The sequence below is a fragment of the Caballeronia glathei genome (assembly GCF_000698595.1).
Classification (GTDB): domain Bacteria; phylum Pseudomonadota; class Gammaproteobacteria; order Burkholderiales; family Burkholderiaceae; genus Caballeronia; species Caballeronia glathei.
Genome location: NZ_JFHC01000002.1, coordinates 60,828 through 78,785, shown reverse-complemented (window position 1 = coordinate 78,785; position 17,958 = coordinate 60,828). Strand labels below are relative to the sequence as shown.

General features: G+C 66.8%; 19 protein-coding genes, 1 other RNA gene and 1 riboswitch. Of the genes, 9 read left to right on the top strand and 11 right to left on the bottom strand.

Translation table 11 applies throughout. From position 1 onward, the window contains the following. Positions 1–9 precede the first annotated feature (9 nt). The gene (locus BG61_RS02185; RefSeq protein WP_174479704.1) at positions 10–903 is read left to right on the top strand and encodes a cobalamin-binding protein; all 894 of its coding nucleotides are present in this window, start codon (positions 10–12) and stop codon (positions 901–903) included. On the opposite strand, the gene cobC is transcribed toward BG61_RS02185, so the two are convergent. Genes cobC through BG61_RS02155 form a run of 6 tightly spaced genes read right to left on the bottom strand, consistent with a single transcriptional unit; the run spans position 904 to position 7,005 of the window. Next, entirely contained in the window at positions 904–1,473 is a 570-nt protein-coding gene (cobC, locus tag BG61_RS02180; RefSeq protein WP_035926359.1) for an alpha-ribazole phosphatase family protein, read from the bottom strand. Beyond that, positions 1,458–2,219, bottom strand: a complete 762-nt coding sequence (locus BG61_RS02175; protein ID WP_035926362.1) for an adenosylcobinamide-GDP ribazoletransferase — start codon at positions 2,217–2,219, stop codon at positions 1,458–1,460. Before BG61_RS02175 ends, cobC begins: the two co-directional genes overlap by 16 nt. A 3-nt stretch (positions 2,220–2,222) precedes the next feature. Next, complete coding sequence (cobT, locus tag BG61_RS02170; RefSeq protein WP_035926366.1) at positions 2,223–3,272, bottom strand: nicotinate-nucleotide--dimethylbenzimidazole phosphoribosyltransferase; 1,050 nt, start codon at positions 3,270–3,272, stop codon at positions 2,223–2,225. 24 nt (positions 3,273–3,296) lie between these two features. After that, the gene (locus BG61_RS02165) at positions 3,297–4,103 is read right to left on the bottom strand and encodes an ABC transporter ATP-binding protein (RefSeq protein WP_051672227.1); all 807 of its coding nucleotides are present in this window, start codon (positions 4,101–4,103) and stop codon (positions 3,297–3,299) included. Next, on the bottom strand, positions 4,100–5,101 hold the full coding sequence (locus BG61_RS02160; RefSeq protein WP_051672214.1) for a FecCD family ABC transporter permease: 1,002 nt from the start codon (positions 5,099–5,101) through the stop codon (positions 4,100–4,102). The genes BG61_RS02165 and BG61_RS02160 overlap by 4 nt, the downstream gene beginning before the upstream one ends. Positions 5,102–5,127: 26 nt before the next feature. After that, the gene (locus BG61_RS02155) at positions 5,128–7,005 is read right to left on the bottom strand and encodes a TonB-dependent receptor domain-containing protein (protein WP_035926369.1); all 1,878 of its coding nucleotides are present in this window, start codon (positions 7,003–7,005) and stop codon (positions 5,128–5,130) included. 94 nt (positions 7,006–7,099) lie between these two features. Beyond that, positions 7,100–7,391, bottom strand: a riboswitch (cobalamin riboswitch). 286 nt (positions 7,392–7,677) lie between these two features. On the opposite strand from BG61_RS02155, the gene BG61_RS02150 reads away from it, so the two are divergent. The 5 genes from BG61_RS02150 to BG61_RS02135 all read left to right on the top strand — a co-directional run bounded on the left by BG61_RS02150 (position 7,678) and on the right by BG61_RS02135 (position 10,026). Continuing rightward, positions 7,678–8,061, top strand: coding sequence for a hypothetical protein (locus BG61_RS02150; protein WP_035926371.1), 384 nt, complete (start codon positions 7,678–7,680; stop codon positions 8,059–8,061). Then, positions 8,058–8,372 (top strand): cell division protein ZapA, encoded by a 315-nt coding sequence (locus tag BG61_RS02145; RefSeq protein WP_035926374.1) that lies wholly within the window; start codon positions 8,058–8,060, stop codon positions 8,370–8,372. Before BG61_RS02150 ends, BG61_RS02145 begins: the two co-directional genes overlap by 4 nt. A gap of 94 nt (positions 8,373–8,466) precedes the next feature. Beyond that, positions 8,467–8,648, top strand: a non-coding RNA gene (gene ssrS, locus BG61_RS39705) — 6S RNA. A 94-nt stretch (positions 8,649–8,742) separates the two neighbouring features. Beyond that, entirely contained in the window at positions 8,743–9,201 is a 459-nt protein-coding gene (locus tag BG61_RS02140) for an EVE domain-containing protein (protein ID WP_035926376.1), read from the top strand. A gap of 93 nt (positions 9,202–9,294) precedes the next feature. Continuing rightward, positions 9,295–10,026 (top strand): SIMPL domain-containing protein, encoded by a 732-nt coding sequence (locus BG61_RS02135; protein WP_035926380.1) that lies wholly within the window; start codon positions 9,295–9,297, stop codon positions 10,024–10,026. A gap of 77 nt (positions 10,027–10,103) precedes the next feature. On the opposite strand, the gene lgt is transcribed toward BG61_RS02135, so the two are convergent. Beyond that, entirely contained in the window at positions 10,104–11,009 is a 906-nt protein-coding gene (gene lgt, locus BG61_RS02130) for a prolipoprotein diacylglyceryl transferase (RefSeq protein ID WP_035926384.1), read from the bottom strand. Between the two features lie 33 nt (positions 11,010–11,042). After that, on the bottom strand, positions 11,043–12,005 hold the full coding sequence (locus BG61_RS02125; protein WP_035926386.1) for a LysR family transcriptional regulator: 963 nt from the start codon (positions 12,003–12,005) through the stop codon (positions 11,043–11,045). Positions 12,006–12,111: 106 nt separating this feature from the next. Between BG61_RS02125 and ilvD the strand changes: the two genes are divergently transcribed. Continuing rightward, positions 12,112–13,785, top strand: coding sequence for a dihydroxy-acid dehydratase (gene ilvD / locus BG61_RS02120; RefSeq protein WP_035926389.1), 1,674 nt, complete (start codon positions 12,112–12,114; stop codon positions 13,783–13,785). A gap of 147 nt (positions 13,786–13,932) precedes the next feature. Then, positions 13,933–14,268, top strand: coding sequence for a c-type cytochrome (locus BG61_RS02115; RefSeq protein WP_035926392.1), 336 nt, complete (start codon positions 13,933–13,935; stop codon positions 14,266–14,268). Between the two features lie 24 nt (positions 14,269–14,292). Here the strand turns inward: BG61_RS02115 and BG61_RS02110 are convergent, their stop codons facing one another. The 3 genes from BG61_RS02110 to BG61_RS02100 form a co-directional block, all read right to left on the bottom strand. Continuing rightward, a complete protein-coding gene (locus BG61_RS02110; RefSeq protein ID WP_035926395.1) occupies positions 14,293–14,646 on the bottom strand; it encodes a DUF2486 family protein in 354 nt (117 codons plus the stop codon). Between the two features lie 63 nt (positions 14,647–14,709). After that, complete coding sequence (locus BG61_RS02105) at positions 14,710–15,126, bottom strand: DNA polymerase III subunit chi (RefSeq protein ID WP_035926398.1); 417 nt, start codon at positions 15,124–15,126, stop codon at positions 14,710–14,712. A gap of 31 nt (positions 15,127–15,157) precedes the next feature. Continuing rightward, positions 15,158–16,678 (bottom strand): leucyl aminopeptidase, encoded by a 1,521-nt coding sequence (locus tag BG61_RS02100; protein WP_035926400.1) that lies wholly within the window; start codon positions 16,676–16,678, stop codon positions 15,158–15,160. Positions 16,679–16,858: 180 nt separating this feature from the next. On the opposite strand from BG61_RS02100, the gene lptF reads away from it, so the two are divergent. After that, positions 16,859–17,956: an LPS export ABC transporter permease LptF gene (lptF, locus tag BG61_RS02095; RefSeq protein ID WP_035926402.1), complete on the top strand. Its 1,098-nt coding sequence runs from the start codon at positions 16,859–16,861 to the stop codon at positions 17,954–17,956. The last annotated feature ends 2 nt before the right edge of the window (positions 17,957–17,958 follow it).

Sequence of the window (17,958 nt, the reverse complement as noted above, 5' to 3'; positions counted from 1 at the left end):
CGCCGCCTGCTGGCCACGCTGGCGTTCATAACGATCGCGCTCATCACGACAGATCAGGCGCAAGCCGCGCTCACCGTCACCGACGACACCGGCGCGACCGTCACGCTCGCCGCGCCCGCAGAGCGCGTCGTGAGCCTCGCGCCGCACGTCACCGAACTGCTCTTCGCGGCGGGCGGCGGGGCGCGCATCGTCGGCGCGGTGACCTACAGCGACTATCCGCGCGAAGCGCAGGCGATCCCGCGCGTCGGCGACAACAAGGCGCTCGACCTCGAGCGCATCGTCGCGCTGAAGCCGGACCTCATCGTCGTGTGGAGGCACGGCAATGCGACGCGCCAGATCGAGCGCCTGCGCGAGTTGCACGTGCCGCTCTACTTCAGCGAGCCGCGCCATCTCGACGATATCCCCGCGACCATCGACAAGCTCGGCACGCTGCTCGGCACGAAGCGTATCGCCGCCGATGCATCGAACGCGTTTCGCCGCGACATATCGCAGTTGCGCACGCGCTATGCGGGCCGGCCTGCCGTCGGCGTGTTCTATCAGGTGTGGGACGATCCGCTGATGACGCTCAACGGCGAGCACGTGTTCAGCGAAGTGATCGCGCTCTGCGGCGGGCGCAACGTGTTCGCGGACCTGAAGCCGCTCGTGCCGACCGTCTCGACCGAAGCCGTGCTCGCGGCGAATCCCGAGGCGATCGTCGCCGCGACGGCCGGTGCAACGCGCTCCGATCATCCGCTGCCGGCGCTCGACAAGTGGAAGCAGTGGACGTCCGTGACGGCGGTCGCGCGCGGCAATCTGTTCGGCATCGACGGCGACCTGATCAGCCGTCCGACACCGCGTCTCGCGCTCGGCGCCGCGCGCCTGTGCGAGGACCTCGAAGCGGCGCGCGCACGCCGGCCGAAGTGATCAGGCGTTCCAGCGCACGAGCAGCCATTCGCCGCGCACGCGCCTGAGCCAGACGATCGCGCCGAAGTCGAGCGGCCATCGCATGGCGCTTGCATGCGGCACATTCAGGAGCCGCGCGGCAAGCACGCGGATCACGCCCGCATGCGTGATCGCGTGAACGGGGGTATCGCGCGCGCCGCAGGTTTCGTCGAACCACTCGCCCACGCGCTGCGAGAACTGCGCCACGCTCTCGCCGCCATGCGCACGCGCATGATCGAGATCGGCGGCCCAGGCGTCGAGCAGCGCGCGGTCGATGCCGTCCCACTTGAGCGCTTCCCACGCGCCGAAGTCGAACTCCATGAGGCGCGCATCGGCGTGCGCGCGGCCCAGCGCCTGCGCGACCCGCGCGCAGCGCGCAAGCGGGCTCGTGAGCCAGACGCCCTCGCATTCGGGCACGCTCAGCGCGCGCATCCGTTCGATCAGCGCGCGTGCCGAATCGCCCGCGTCGGCCGCAAGCGGCACGTCGGTCTGGCCGTAGCAGATGCCTGCGTCGATGGCGACGGCGGGATGGCGTATCAGGAGGAGATCCATCCGAGTCCGGTGAGGTAGACCGCGAGTTCGAAAAGCTGCTGCGCGAAGCCGAGGCAGTCGCCCGTATAGCCGCCGATGCGGCGCACGAAGTATCGCCCGATGGCGAGGCGCACGACGACGAGCACGGCGACCGCCACGCAGCCCAGCCGCCAGTCCGGCCAGAACAGCCACGGCAGCCCGCATAGAGCGGCGAGCGCGAACGACGCGATGCTCATGCGCTGCGCAACCGGCTTCGCCTTGCCTTCGGCGCGGACATAGTCGAGCGTGAGCAGATAGCTGATAGCGAACGCGCGGCTCGCGGCATGCGCGGCGATCATGAGCGCGACGGCGCGCATCGGCGGCAACGCGGCGAGCGTCTGCCACTTCAGCGCGAGCGCGATGACGAGCGCAATCGCACCGAAGGCGCCGATGCGCGAGTCGCGCATGATTCGCAACGCATCGTCGCGCGTGTACGCACCGCCGAAGGCGTCGGCGCAATCGGCAAGGCCGTCCTCGTGGAAGGCGCCCGTCACGACGAGCGTCGCGGCCATCGAGAGCAGCACCGCGACACCCGCCGGAAACACATGCAGCGCCGCCAGATACACGAGCGCGCCGATCCCGCCCACCATCAGCCCGACGAGCGGAAAGTAGCGCGCCGCCGCGCTGAGATAGTGCGGCTCGAACCCGACCCAGCGCGGCACCGGCACGCGCGTGAAATAACCGAGCGCGGTGAGGAAATAGCGCAGTTCGTCGGCCGGGCGGGTCATCGCTCAAGTCCCTTTCGTCGAGACGCCGGCGGACTCGAAGCTCGCCATCTCGCCGATGAACGCAACCGCCGCGCGCAGGAGCGGCAGCGCGAGCGCGGCGCCCGTGCCTTCGCCCAGACGCAGGTCCAGTTGCAGCAGCGGCGCGGCGCCGAGATAGTCGAGCATGCGCCTGTGCCCCGTTTCATCCGACGCGTGAGCGAACACGCAGTAGTCGAGCACGTCGCGCGAGATCGCCTGCGCGATGAGCAGCGCGGACGTCGCGATGAAGCCGTCGACGAGAATCGTCATGCGCGCCTCGGCCGCCGCGAGAAACGCGCCCGCCATCATCGCGATCTCGAAGCCGCCGAACGTGGCGAGCGTGTCGATCGGGTCCGCGCTTTCACGATGGCGTTCGAGCGCGGCGGCGAGCACCGCGCGCTTGCGGTTCATGCCGTCGCCCGAGATGCCCGTGCCGCGCCCGACGCACGCGTCGAGCGGCAACCCGCAGATGCGGCTCATCAGGCACGCCGCCGCCGATGTGTTCGCGATGCCCATCTCGCCGAAGCCGATCACGTTCGTCCCGAGCGACGCATGATGCCGCACGCGCGCAGCGCCCCGCGCGATCGCGAGCAACGCTTCGTCGCGCGTCATCGCGGGTTCGTGCGCGAAGTTGCGCGTGCCGCCGCGCCTGATCGCGGCGTCGACCAGTCCTTCCGATGCGGGAAGCGCGCGCGCGACGCCCGCGTCGACCACTTCGAGTGTCATGCCCGCCGAGCGCGACAGCGCGTTGATCGCGGCGCCGCCGGCCATGAAGTTCGCGACCATCTGGGCAGTCACTTCCTGCGGATACGAACTGACGCCCTCCGCTGCGATGCCGTGGTCGCCCGCGAACACGATCATCGCCGGGCGTTCGATGCGCGGCCTGGCCGTCTGCTGGATCAAACCCATTTGCAGCGCGAGCGCTTCGAGCCGCCCGAGGCTGCCGGGCGGCTTCGTCTTCGTATCGATGACGTGCTGCAACTCGGCTTCGAGCGCGCGGTCGAGAGGCAGCGGGCGAGGTACGTCGTGAATCATGGAATCGGTCGTCCTGTTGAAGAGCTAGGGATGAGGTGCGCGCATCACGGGCACGAGCGCCTCGTGAGCACCCTCGCGAATCAGCGTGAGCGCATAGCCGAACGCGGCGCTCGCACGCTCCGCGCTCAGCACGTCGCGCACCGGGCCCGCGTGCGCACGCCCCGCGCCGTCGATGAGAAGCGCATGCGTCGCGAAGCGGCGCGCGAGATTCAGGTCATGGCACGAGAAGATCAGAGTGCGCTGTGCGGCCGGATCGCGCACCCAGTCGCCCAGCGCTTCGAGACACTCGATCTGATGATGCAGATCGAGATGCGACAGCGGTTCGTCGAGCAGGAGCAGCGGCGCGCCCTGGCACAGCGTCGCGGCCAGCGCCACGCGCTGCCGCTCGCCGCCCGAAAGCGACAGCACGTCGCGCGACGCGAAGGCAGCGAGCCCGAGCGCATCGAGCGCCGCGTGCGCCGCGCGGCGGTCCGCGTCGCTTTCCCAGCCCCAGCCGCTCAGGTGCGGAAACCGGTTGAGCATCACGACATCGAGCACGGTCGCGCTGAACGCGTCGTGCGTGCTTTGCGGCATCCATGCGCGGCGGCGTGCGAGACCGGCGGCGCGCCAGTCGTTCAGATCGACGCCGTCGAGCGACACCGCGCCCGCCGCGGGCTTCGAGAGGCCCGCCAGCACGTTGAGGAGCGTGGTCTTGCCCGCGCCGTTCGGACCCGCGATGCACCACGCTTCGCCGGGTGAGAACGTCAGCGTCAGGTCGTCGATCAGCGTGCGGCCGCCCGCGCGCAGCGCGAGCGCGCTCACGTGCAGGCTCGCACGAAGCTTCGCGTTCACGGCGACCTCCGCAGCAGCATCCACAGGAACACCGGCACGCCGACGAGCGCCGTCATCACGCCGACCGGCAACTGCGCCGGCGCGATGACCGTGCGCGCGATCAGGTCCGCGCCCATCACCGCGACGCCGCCCGCGAGCGCGGCGGCCGGCAGCAGCATGCGCTGGTCGTTGCCGAACGCGAGCCGCAGCACGTGCGGCACGACGAGCCCGACGAAACCGATCGTCCCTGCGGTCGTCACGGCGGCGGCCGCCGCGAGCGACGCCGCGAGATACACGGAGAGGCGCAGGCGCACGACGGGCACGCCGAGCGCCTGCGCGGCCGCATCGCCGCGAAGCATCACGTTCAGTTGCGGCGCCGCCGGCACGATGCCGGCGAGCACGACGACGAGCGCGATCAGCGCGGCCCAGGGCGTCGCGACACCGTTCAGGTCGCCCGTCAGCCAGAACACCATGCCGCGCAGCCGGTTCTCCGGCGCGACGGCGAGCATCAGCGTGATCAGCGCGCCCCAGCCCGCCGCGATCACCGCGCCCGTGAGCAGCAGGCGCGGCGATGCGTCCTGCGGCTCGCCGCGCCACAGCTCCCGCCTGGCGAGGCCGAGCACGAGCACGATGGACAGGAACGCGCCGGCGAACGCGGCGGCGTCGACGCTCCACCACGGCAGCGCGGCGAGCATCGCGGCAAGCGCAAACGTTGCAGCGCCGCCCGATACGCCGAGCACGTACGGCTCGGCAAGCGGATTGCGCAGCAGCACCTGCAGGAGCGCACCGGCCACCGCGAGCAGCGCGCCCGCAGCAAAACCGCCGAGCGCGCGCGGCAGGCGCAGGCTGAGCACGATCTCGTCGATCACATCCGGCGACGACGCGCGGCCATGCAGCAGCGCATCGACTACTCGGAGCGGCGAGAGCGCGATGCTGCCGAGCGCGAGCGAGGCGACGAACACCGCGAGCGCCGCCGCCGCGAGCGCGACCCAGATCGCCGTGGCGCGCGTGAGGCTCATGCCTCGCGCGAACGTGCGTTCAGCGCTCAAAGCTGCCGCCACCCGAGCGTGATATACGCGCCGCGCCGCGGCGTGTTGTAGGAATACGCGAGCTCATAGTCCTTGTTGAAGAGATTGTCGATGCGAGCGTCGACGTACCACGACTTCGTGATCGCGTAACGCGCCGAGAGATTCACCACGCCATAGCCCGCGAGCGTCGAATCGTAGTCGCTGCGCGCGCCGCTCACGATCCACTCGCCGCCCACGCGCCACGCGCGGATCGACCGGTGCACCGACAGCGACGCGAACCGTCGCGCGCGCCGCGTGAGGTCCTGGTGATTCGTTTCATCGACGGGATTCTGGAACGTGAAGCTCGCGCGCACCCCGGTTGCGCCCACCTGGCCCGCCCACGATCCCTCGACGCCCTGCACCTTCGCGCGCCCGACGTTCTGCGCGACATAGAAGCCGCCGCCATCGGCGACGTAGTCGATCAGGTTCGAATAGCGCGTCTCGAATGCCGTGAGGCGCAGCACGCCGAGCCCGCCCGATGCGTACTGAATCGCCGCTTCCGCGGAATGGCTGCGCTCGGGCTGGATCGACGGATTGCCGCTGAACGGATAGTACAGATCGTCGAAGCTCGGCGCGCGAAACGACTCCGCATAGCTTGCGACGACCTTCCAGTGCGCATCGACGTTGTAGCCATAGCCGAGATAGTAGCTGTTCGCGCCGCCGAAGTCGGAGTACTGGTCGCGCCGCACGTTCGCCTGCAGCTCGTGGCCGCCGGCACGCCCGACATAGCCCGCGAACACCGAGTTCACATGGCGGTCGGGAGCGTCAAACTGATCGGAATCGAGCGACTGGTCGAGGTGTTCGTAGCCGAAGAGGAGCTTGTGCCCGGGGGCGAGACGGATATCGTTCTGCCAGACGTACTGGCGGTTCGCGGAATTGAAGCGGCTCGTGTAGACGCCGTTGTGCTCGATGTTCGCGCGGTCCTGCCCCTCGGCGACCAGGAAATGCGTGGTCCAGCGCCCGGTCAGCCGGCCGTTCGCGAACACGGATGCCGAACGCACGCGATTGTGCGAATCGTTGAGATCGGCGGGCGCGCCGTAGGCATCGTCGAAACTCGTGACGCCATTCGACTGCAAGAAACGTACGCCCCCGTCCCAGTCCTGCGTGAACGCATGGCGCAGCGTGGCCGCGACGCTCTCGTTCAGATAACCGTTCGCGTCCGGATTCGCGTTGGGCGCGATGGCCGGATCGATCGCAGAAAAGCCGTCGGTCTTCTCGCGCGAGACGGTGACATTGAACGTGGTGCGCGCATCCGCGTCGAGCGCGCCGTTTGCGCCGAACTGCTGGCGCTGCGTGTGATAGCTGCCGTACTCCGCTTCGGCACTGAAGCGGGGTGCGTGCCTGCCCCCGTCCTTCGTGAAGATCTGCACCACACCGCCGATCGCGCCCGACCCGTAGAGCGCCGAGACGTTGCCGTTCACCACTTCGATGCGATCGAGGTCGTCGAGCATCAGCTGCGAGAGCTGCGCGGCGCCGAGCCCCGCCGATTCCACGCGCACGCCGTCGACCAGAACGAGCGACTGCGCCGACGACGCGCCGCGCAAATACACCCCCGACGACGCCCCCGGCCCGCCGTTGCGCGTGACCTGCACGCCCGGCGCGAGCGCGATGAGGCCGAGCGCATCGCGTGAACTCGCTTCGGCGATGTCCTGTGAATCGAAGAGCGTGGTTTGCGCGATGGCGTCGGCGAGAGCCTCGGGCGTGCGCGTCGCGGTCACGACGACGGGCGCGAGCGTGGACGCGGGCGCGAGCCGCGGCGCATCGGCGCCGTCCGTGGTCTGGCCGAGCGCGGCAAGCGGCACGCCGCCCGCGGCGAGCAGCACCGATGCGGCCGCGCGGGCAACCGGGTAAGACATAACGGGGTAACACACGTGTGAAGCGTTTCCTGTCGATGGCAGGCGCCGCCCCGCTCCCCGCAAGGCGATTGCGCAAACGGCGCGGCGCGATGTGCGACGCGCGCTACCATTGGCCGGTATCCGGGCTGGCGACAGATCGCCCCGCCTTCCCGCGCATTCGCGCAGTGGCATCGACACGTTCGCCGCGCGCCAGATTTCAGGTGATGAAATATGAAGCGCATTGGCGGGCGGAACGCGTCCGGGACGACTTGCAACTTGCGTTGCGGTCGCTTACCGTTGCGGGGGCAGCACAGGTTGGCTCGCCGCGGCGCGGCTTCGCTCCCTGTTTCCCGTTTGACTGCGCCCGCTCGAATGCGGGCGCGAGCACCAAAAGTGCGGCAAGTCTAGGAGCGGCACCGCAGCGCGTCAAGCAAGCGGATGGTCACACCCCGCATGTCCGCAGACCACTGCGCGCACCGCGCAAGCGGCGTGCGCGAGCGCGTCGAGGCGGCGTTCAAAGGGAGCAGCGAAGCCGTCGCGACCTTACCCGGCGGCGACCATTCAACACACGAATTCTGGCGGAAAAACGGGGTTGCACGCACGAAACGCGCGCTGTTACGTCTCGAAACGAGACAAAACCCGGTGGCCCCGTTGATCCGCGCTAAAATGCGAGGTCTTTAGAGGACGCAGCACATGCTCAACGAACTCGAATCACTTTCACAGAACATTGGCCGGCTGATCAAGATCAGCGAGCGCCATCATCACGCGCGCCACGCGCTCGAAGAGCAGCTCGAACAGTTGCGTGCCGACTATGCAGCGGTGCAGGGCGAACTCGCGCAAATGCGCGAGGAACGCGACACGCTGCAAACGGAACGCGATACGCTGTCGGCGAAAATCGACGACGCACAGGTGCGCCTGAACGCGATCCTCGAAAAGCTGCCGCGAGCAAAGGCCGCGCCCGAGCCCGACAACCAGCTCGATCTCCTTGCCACGGATGCCTCGCACGACGAAGCGCAGCAGGAACATGCGCACGCAGGCGAGATGCACGGTGAGCACAGTCAAGGAGAAAAGGCATGACGAGCAAACAGATCGAAGTCTCCATCCTCGGCCAGCCCTACCGGCTCGCCTGTTCGCCCGAGACCGAAGGCGCGCTGCGCGAGGCGGTTGCGCGCGTGGATGCGGAAATGACGAAGGTGCGCACGGCGAGCAGCGTGCGCGGCACCGATCGCATCGCGGTGATGGCGGCGCTCTCGCTGGCGTCGGAATTGCTTAAGCTGCAGGAGAGCGTGCGCCACGGCGAAGCGTTCCCCGCCGAGGAAATCCGCCGCACGATGCACCAGATGAACGAACAGCTGGGCGCGGTCATTGCCCAGTATGAAACTCAATAACGCGAGCCTGCTCGCCCGGCGTGCATCGCCGCGCTGATCACGCGAAAGAAACAAAGTCGTTGCTGCATCCGGCAAACGATTGGTGTAGAGTTAGTACTCCCTGCCTGGTTCGCCAAGGTCATATATTCCTTGAACCAATGCCATTGTGCACGGTTGCGGAAATTTGTAGCACGGGCGCGCGCGTCACTCTGTCTGATGTACCCGAAGTGCTGCCTACTGCGACCAATCTTGAACCCAGGTTCAGGATGCCGGCCTAGCGGCTGAGGCGGGGACCTTATTCAACGGCATCGGTTTTTCCGATGCCGTTTTTGTTTGAGGCTGTCCCTTTGCCTCTTTTCCTTGCACTTCGCCCACGCCATCTACATCGATCATGCGTTACTGGCTGATGAAGTCCGAACCCGACGAAGCAAGCATCGATCATCTCGCTCACGCGCCGAAGAAAACCTTGCCCTGGACCGGCGTGCGCAACTATCAGGCACGCAATTTCATGCGCGATGCCATGCAGGTCGGCGACGGCGTGCTCTTCTATCATTCGAGCTGTCCGCAGCCCGGCATCGCGGGGATTGCCAAAGTCTCGTCGACGGCCTACCCCGATCCCACCCAGTTCGATCCGAAGAGCGACTACTACGATCCGAAGTCGACGCAGGAAACGCCGCGGTGGCTGCTCGTCGATGTGCGCTTCGTGAAGAAGACGCCGCTCGTGCCGCTTGCCACGCTGCGCGAACACCAGGAACTCGCGGACATGCAGGTGCTCGCGAAGGGCAATCGCCTGTCGATCACGCCCGTTACCGAGGCGCAGTGGCGCTTCATCACCGAGCATCTCGTCTAGTTTCCGCAAGCAAGTTGAAGGGAACTTCTGGAGCGCGAAGGCCAACTAAGTGGCGTCGCGAATCGCGCGAATTCATGCTTCCGGAGTTCAACAATGATCAAGAAGAAAACCGCTTTCGCACTCGCAGCCGCCGCCATTTCGGGTGCGGCGCTGACGATGTCGGCAGCGGCCGTCGCACAAACCGTCGTCACGCAGCCGCAGCCGTCGGGCGTGCTGTCGCTCGCTGCGCAAGCCAGCGCCGAAGTGCCGCAGGACACCGTCAATATCACCCTCTTCTACGAGCAGGAAGCGAAGGACGCGTCGTCGCTCACGACCACCTTGAACCAGCGCGCCGATGCCGCGTTGCGCGAGGCGAAAGGCGTGGAAGGCGTGACGGCACGCAGCGGCGCATTCACCGTGTATCCGTCGACGGACCGTGACGGCCGAATCTCCGCGTGGCGCGGCCGCACGGAGGTCGTGCTCGAATCGCACGACTTCGCGGCGGCATCGAAGCTCGCGGGCAAGATGAGTTCGTCGATGCAGGTCGGCAACATCGCGTTCTCGCTGTCGCCGCAGGCGCAGCGCGCAGCCGCGCAGAAGCTCTCCACGCAGGCCATCGATTCGTTCCGCCAGCAGGCGCAGGCAGCGGCCCAGGCGTTCGGGTACAGCAACTACGCGATCCGCGAGGTCAATGTCGGCCACGAAGGCTCGCCGCCGCGGCCCGTCATGATGATGCAGGCGCGCGGCATGGCCGCAGACGCGAAGATGGCGGCCCCGATGGCGTTCGAGGCGGGCACGTCCACGGTTACGGTGAGCGTCTCCGGTTCGGTGCAGATGGGGCGTTAAGGCGCCGCATGGAAAAACGCCTCGCGATCCGTGATCGCGAGGCGTTTTTCATTGGGGAGAAGCTTGTCGGGAGAAGCTCAGGCCGCGTTCGCGGGCTTGGGAGGCAGCCGCCGGTCGCGCCGGTACGCCCACACCATCATCGCGATGCCGGCGAGGATCATCGGCAGCGAAAGCCACTGGCCCATCGAAAGGCCGAACGCGAGCAGGCCGAGATAGTCGTCCGGTTCGCGCGCGAATTCCACCGTGAAGCGCGCGACGCCATAGCCGATCAGGAAGAGCGCCGACCCCGCGCCCACCGGCCGCGCCTTGCGCGAGAACGTCCACATCACGATGAAGAGCACGAGCCCCTCGAGCGCGATCTCGTACAGCTGCGACGGATGGCGCGGCAGCATGTGATAGCGCTCGAAGATTTCGGCGAGGTGCCACCGCGTGTCCAGTTGCGGATGCTTTGCGAGCCAGATCGCGTCGTCGTTGGACGCGCCCGGGAACAACATGGCCCACGGCGCATTCGGATCGGTCACGCGGCCCCACAGTTCGCCATTGATGAAATTGCCGAGCCGCCCCGCCGCCAGTCCGAGCGGCACCATCGGCGCGACGAAATCGGTGACCTGCAGCCACGTGCGCTTGCGCTGGTACGCGAACAGGACCATCGCGAGCGTCACGCCGAGAAAGCCGCCATGAAACGACATGCCGCCTTCCCAGACCTTGAAGATGTCGAGCGGATGCGCGGCGTAGAAGCTCGCCTTGTAGAAGATCACGTAGCCGAGCCGCCCGCCGAGAATCGTGCCGAGCACGCCGTAGAACAGCATGTCGTCGATATCCTTCGCCGTCCAGCCTTGCGCCGCGACGTGGGGCAGGCGCAGCCGCAGCCGGCCGACGACCACCGCCGACACGAACGCGACCAGATACATGAGGCCGTACCAGCGCACCGCGAGCGGGCCTAAGTGAATCGCGACGGGATCGAAATTGGGATGAATGAGCATCGTAAGTTTTTTAGCGGTTCGACAAGACGCGAACTATAAAGCAGGCATCGCCGCGCCATGGGCGCGAACGATGTCGATAAAGCCGGCGAGCACGGGGCTCACCTCCGCCGCGCGCCACACGAGCCCGGTCTCCACGACCGGCCCCGTCCTCTGCCCCGATTCGGCAAGCGGCCTGTATACGACGCCCGTGCGCCGCAGGTTCCTGAGGGACTGCGGCACGAGCGCGACACCCATGCCGGCGGACACGAGGCTCACGATGGTCTGCATCTGGATCGCCTCCTGCCCGATGCGCGGCGTGAGGCCGGCCGCGCCGTAGCAACCCATAATGATGTCATAGAAACCGGGCGCGAGACGTCTTGGGAAGACGACGAGCGGCGCGCCGGCCAGTTCGTGCAGGCTCACGGGCGTGTCGGCCCACTCCGCGGCGCCCTGGCCCAGTTGCGCCGTCATGTCGGCCGGGAGCGCCGCGACGAGCGGCTCGCGCGCGATCGGCAGATACGAGAGCGCCACCGCATGGCGCGGTGGCAGCGGCGGAATCACGAGCCCCGCATCGATGCGCCCGGCGACGAGTTCCTCGATCTGCACGTCGCTGGTCGCCTCGGTCAGTTGCAGGCGCACGCCCGGATAGCGCGCGCCGAAATCGCGCAGGAGCGACGGCAGCAGCCCGTAATCGGCGGTGGAAACGAACGCGAGCGACAGCACGCCCGCCTCGCCCCGCGCGAGCGATTGCGCGAGCGGGCGCAGCGCCTCCGCGGAGGCCAGCAGGCGCCGGACCTCCGGCAGCAGGTCCTTGCCGACCGGCGTCAACTCGACCGAGCGCTTCGTGCGCACGAACAGCGCGACGCCGAGCGCATCTTCCAGCGCCCGAATCGCCTGCGAGAGCGGCGGCTGTGTCATCGCGAGGCGCGCCGCCGCGCGGCCGAAGTGCATTTCCTCCGCGACGGTCACAAAATAGCGCAACAGGCGCAGCTCGACGGGCGGATTTCGGGGGTCCATTGATATCTTCCACGACCTAATACAGCCTGAATAATATATTGGACAGACACTAGCCGACGCTGCATTCTTCCGGCACTAGATGAAAAAATTCTCAAGGAGCCCCCAAATGGCCTACAACCGCCGCTCGAAAAACATCACGCAGGGCGTGGCGCGCTCGCCCAATCGCTCGATGTATTACGCCCTTGGCTACAAGGAAGAGGACTTCGACAAGCCGATGATCGGCATCGCCAACGGCCACTCGACGATCACGCCGTGCAACGCCGGCCTGCAGCGTCTCGCCGACGCCGCCGTCGAGTCGATCAGGAAGTCCGACGCGAACCCGCAGATCTTCGGCACGCCCACGATTTCCGACGGCATGTCGATGGGCACCGAAGGCATGAAGTACTCGCTCGTGTCGCGCGAAGTGATCGCCGACTGTATCGAAACCGCCGTGCAGGGCCAGTGGATGGACGGCGTCGTCGTGATCGGCGGCTGTGACAAGAACATGCCCGGCGGCATGATCGGCCTCGCGCGCATGAACGTGCCGGGCATCTATGTATACGGCGGCACGATCCGTCCGGGCAACTGGAAGGGCAAGGATCTGACCATCGTGTCGTCGTTCGAGGCGGTCGGCGAATTCACCGCCGGGCGCATGTCGGAGGAAGACTTCAAGGGCATCGAGAAGAATTCGTGCCCGTCGACCGGCTCGTGCGGCGGCATGTACACCGCCAACACGATGAGCTCGTCGTTCGAGGCGCTCGGCATGTCGCTGATGTATTCGTCGACGATGGCGAACCCCGACCAGGAAAAGGTCGACTCCGCCGCCGAATCGGCGCGCGTGCTGGTGGAAGCGGTCAAGAAGGACCTGAAGCCGCGCGACATCATCACGAAGAAGTCGATCGAGAACGCGGTCGCGCTCATCATGGCGACGGGCGGCTCGACCAACGCCGTGCTGCACTATCTGGCGATCGCGCACGCGGCGGAAGTGGAATGGACCATCGACGACTTCGAGCGCATGAGGAAGAAAGTGCCGGTGATCTGCGACCTGAAGCCGTCCGGGCAATTCGTCGCGACCGACCTGCACAAGGCGGGCGGCATTCCGCAGGTGCTGCGCATCCTGCTCGACGCGGGCCTCCTGCACGGCGACTGCATCACGATCACGGGCCGCACGATCGCGGAAGAACTGAAGGACGTGCCGGGCAAACCGCGCGCGGACCAGAAGGTGATCTACCCGATCAACCAGGCGCTCTACGACGAAGGCCACCTTGCGATCCTGAAGGGCAACCTCGCCCCGGACGGCGCGGTCGCGAAGATCACGGGCCTCAAAAACCCGGTCATCACCGGACCCGCGCGCGTGTTCGAAGACGAGCAGAGCGCGATGGAAGCAATCCTCGCCGACAAGATCAAGGCCGGCGACGTCGTCGTGCTGCGCTATCTCGGACCGCAGGGCGGCCCGGGCATGCCGGAAATGCTGGCGCCGACGTCCGCGATCATCGGCAAGGGGCTCGGCGAGTCGGTCGGCCTCATCACCGACGGGCGATTCTCCGGCGGCACGTGGGGCATGGTGGTCGGCCACGTCGCGCCGGAAGCGTTCGTGGGCGGCACGATCGGACTCGTGCAGGAAGGCGATTCGATCACCATCGACGCGCACCAGTTGATACTGCAACTGAACGTCGACGACGCCGAGATCGAGCGCCGCCGCGCAGCGTGGAAGAAGCCGTCGCCGCGTTACACGCGCGGCGTGCTGGCGAAATACGCCGCGCTCGCGCTGCCCGCGAACCGGGGCGCCGTGACCGGCTGAGCCCGGCGCATCACGGGCACGCCGTGAACTGGCAATCGCGCTGAAAACAAGGGGCGCACGATCCGGATCGTGCGCCCCTTGTCTTTTGCCCGCGTCTCTTATAATGCCGCGGAGCCAGGTCGGGTATCAGGTATCCACGGAGACCCCATGATTACGACAAGACAACGCGCAGGCCTTTTCGCAGCGCTCGTGCTGATGGCCGCAGGCGGCACGGCCAACGCGCAGGGCGACACTTCGATGCTGAAGTTCGCGGAGCGTGAGAACTGCATGAGCTGCCACTCGGTATCCCGCACGTTCATGGGACCGTCCTTTCACAGCATCGCGGCGAAGTATGCGAACGTGGAAGGCGCGCACCGGCAGCTTGCGCGCAAGATCGCGGAAGGCGGCGTCGGCGTGTGGGGCCAGGTGCCGATGCCCGCCAACACGCAATTGACGCCCTCCCAGGCGCTCGCCCTCGCCGACTGGATCCTGTCCCTTCACTAGCTGCTGGCGCCAGGGGCCCGCGCGTCAGGCGATGCCGCGACGCGCCAGTTCCTCTTCCACCGCCTCGCGCACCCACTCCGTCATTTCCGTTTCCAGCGCCAGCGCGACTTCCCGCGTGATCTGGTGCACGAGCCAGATGGAATGCTCCCGCAGCGTTTCGCGGCAGCGCTCCTCGATCAGCTCGCGCCCGTCGCCCGTCAGGAAGCTCGTGAAGCGGCCCCGCAGGCGCTCGGCGATGAGGTCGGCGTCGTACTCGACGGCAGGCGCCCCCGCGTCGGCCACGAAACCCGGCGTGCGCGCGAGTTCCGCCTTGCCCGGCATGACGACATCGGTGAGAACGGGAATCGAGGTATCGAAGGCTTCAGGCTTGTTGGACACGAAAGACTCCCTGCGTGAATGTGCGACCGATGATAGCGCGAGGCCCCGACGCCGGATGTTCGCTCAGCCGCCTTGCTTGTAATTGTTGAGGGCGTAGCCGCGGTCGCGGTAGAACCGGTAGCGCTCGCGGCCCGCGGCGAGCTCCTGCTCCTCGTTGCCGACCACTTCGAGCAGCCGCTCGAAGCGGGCGAACTGCGGCGGCACGCTCATGCCGAGATTCACGAGAATCTGGTGATGCGGCACCTCGTCGAGGTTTGCCGCGAGCACGACCGGCGTGTCCTTCGCGAGCGGGCTCGCCGCCATGCAGTGCGGCACGAAGTCGAGCGGCGAGAAGGTCCACAACTGCTCGTCGAAGGCGGCGAGGCGATCGGGTTCGGCCAGCACGACGATCGGCTGGCCGCTCAGATACGCCTTGCGCACGAGGCGGCACGCGTAGGCAATCGAATCCCCGACGTTCGAGTGAAAATCGATGCGTGTCATGCGCCTGTTCCTTCTCCGACCGGCGCCGCCGTCATTGGCCCGCGCGGTCGATCAGGAACTGCGCGAGCAGCGGCACCGGACGGCCGGTCGCGCCCTTCGCCGCGCCGCTCTTCCATGCCGTGCCCGCGATGTCGAGGTGCGCCCACGGATAGTTCTGCGCGAAGCGCGACAGGAAGCACGCCGCGGTCACGCTGCCGGCGGGGCGCCCGCCGATGTTCGCGACATCCGCGAAGTTGGACTTGAGCTGGTCCTGGTACTCGTCGTCGAGCGGCATGCGCCAGGCCGGATCGACCGCTTCGCGCGACGCGTCGAGCAGTTCGCCCGCAAGAGCGTCGTCCTTCGAGAAGAGACCCGTGTTGTGATGGCCGAGCGCGATGATGCAGGCGCCGGTGAGCGTGGCGATGTCCACCACGGCCGACGGCTTGAAGCGCTCCGCGTAGGTGAGCGCGTCGCACAGGATGAGGCGCCCTTCGGCGTCGGTGTTGAGCACTTCGATGGTGGTGCCCGACATCGACGTGATGATGTCCCCCGGCTTCACCGCGTTGCCGGCGGGCATGTTCTCGCAGGTCGGCACGATGCCGACCACGTTGATCTTCAGCCCCATTTCCGCGACCGCGCGCAGCGTGCCGAACACCGACCCCGCGCCGCACATGTCGTATTTCATCTCGTCCATCGCCTCGCCCGGCTTGATCGAGATGCCGCCGGAGTCGAACGTGATGCCCTTGCCGACCAGCACGACCGGCGCCGGCGCGCTCTTGCCCGAGCCCGCGCCCTGATACTGCATGACGATGAACTGCGGCGGCTCGATCGAGCCCTTCGCGACGGCGAGGAACGAGCCCATGTCGAGCGCTTCGATCTGCTTCTGCCCGAGCACCTCGACCTTCAGCTTCCAGTCGCGGCCGAGCTTCTTCGCGGTCTGGCCGAGGTAGGTCGGTGTGCAGATGTTGGGCGGCAGGTTGCCGAGATCGCGCGTGAGATCCATGCCGTTCGCAAGCGCGGCGCCCTGCTTCACGGCGACCTTGGCGGCCTTTTCATCGGCCGGATCGATGCTGAACACGACCTTCTTCAGCGCCCGCGTGCCGTTCTCGGGCTTGCTCTTCATCTGCGTGAACTTGTAGGTGAGTTCGCGCAGCGCGAGGATGGCGGTGCGCACGGCCCAGTCGCCGGTGCGCTCGAGAATGGGCAGCTGGGCGAGCGTGAACGCGACCTGGGCGATCTTCGTGCCGAGGATCGCGCGCCATGCCGCGCGCACGGCTTCGCCGTATGCCTTCTGATTGAAGACGTCCTGCTTGCCGAGCCCGACGAGCAGCACGCGCGATGCGCCGATACCCGTGATTTCCGGCAGGAAGAGCGTGGTGCCCGCGCGGCCGGCCATGTCGCCCGCCTTGATGACGCGGGTCACGAGGCCCTTGGTGGCGAGATCCATCTCACGTGCCGCGCCCGAGAGCGTCTGCGCTTCGAACACGCCGATCACTACCACATCGGCCTTCCCGTTGAGGAAACCATTTGCCGCGCCTTTGCTCCAATCACAGGCTTTTATGCTAAAGTCCATCGCGCTTATCCTCGGATAAAATCTGGGCTGAAGGATGAAAGCCGCAATTATCCGCTATTTTTTCCGCGGCGGTCACAGGCGCGGTGCACGGGAACAATCGCATCGCCCTTGCGTCTGTCGAAGCATGCACGTGTATCCGCATCGGGTTGCGCATCGCCGCCGGCCATCAGTTACCACTCAATGATCTTCGAACGCTCCCTACAGCGTGAACTCGCGTATACGGCCGGTGCCGTATTCATGGTGCTGCTCACGATCATGCTGACGACGATGATGATCCGCATCGTCGGCTTCGCGGCATCGGGGCAGGTCGACCCGCGCGACGTCGTCGTGCTGATCGGGCTCACCGTCATCGGCTATCTCGCGGTCATGCTGATCGTGACGCTCTTCGTGTCGATCCTGTTCGTGCTGACGCGCTGGTATCGCGACTCCGAAATGGTCGTGTGGCTCGCCTCGGGCGTGAGCCATACGCGCCTCATCAAGCCGATCGCCGTCTTCTCCACGCCGATCATCCTGCTGATCGTGTTCTTCGCGTTCGTCGGCTGGCCGTGGTCGAACCAGCAGAGCAAGCTCATCAAGGCGCGCTTTCAGCAGCGCGACGAAGTCTCGCTGCTCGCGCCAGGCCAGTTCCGCGAGTCGCCCGCGAGCAACCGCGTGTTCTTCATCGAGAAGATGTCGCCGGACCAGGGGCACGTCGAGAACGTGTTCGTGACGAGCACCGAAGGCGGCAAGGTGAACGTGATCGTGTCGAAGACCGGCCACACCGAAACGCGCAACGACGGCGACCGCTTCATCGTGCTCGAAAACGGCCGCCGCTACGACGGCGAGCCCGGGCAGCCGAACTTCCGCATCATGGAGTTCGAGCGCTATGGTGTGAAGATACAGAGCCGTCAGGTCGTCAATACGCCCGCGACCACCGGCATTTCCACGCCAGACCTGCTTGCCAACCCGACCAAGGACAATCTTGCGGAGTTCGCGTGGCGCGCGGGGCTGCCGCTCATCGCCATCAACCTGATGCTGCTCGCCATTCCCCTTTCATATCAGAACCCGCGCCGCAGCCGCACGATCAATCTCGTGATGGCGGTGCTGATCTACCTGACGTATTCGAACCTGCTGAACGTCGTTCAGTCCTGGATCGAGCAGGGCAAGCTGTCGTTCGGGGTCGGCTTAGTCGGGCTGCACATTCTCGTCGCGGCGCTCGTCGGGTTCATCTTCTGGCTGCGCGTGCGCAACCGCCCGCTCTTCACCCGCGCGATGTTCACGCGCTCGAAGGGGGCCTGACA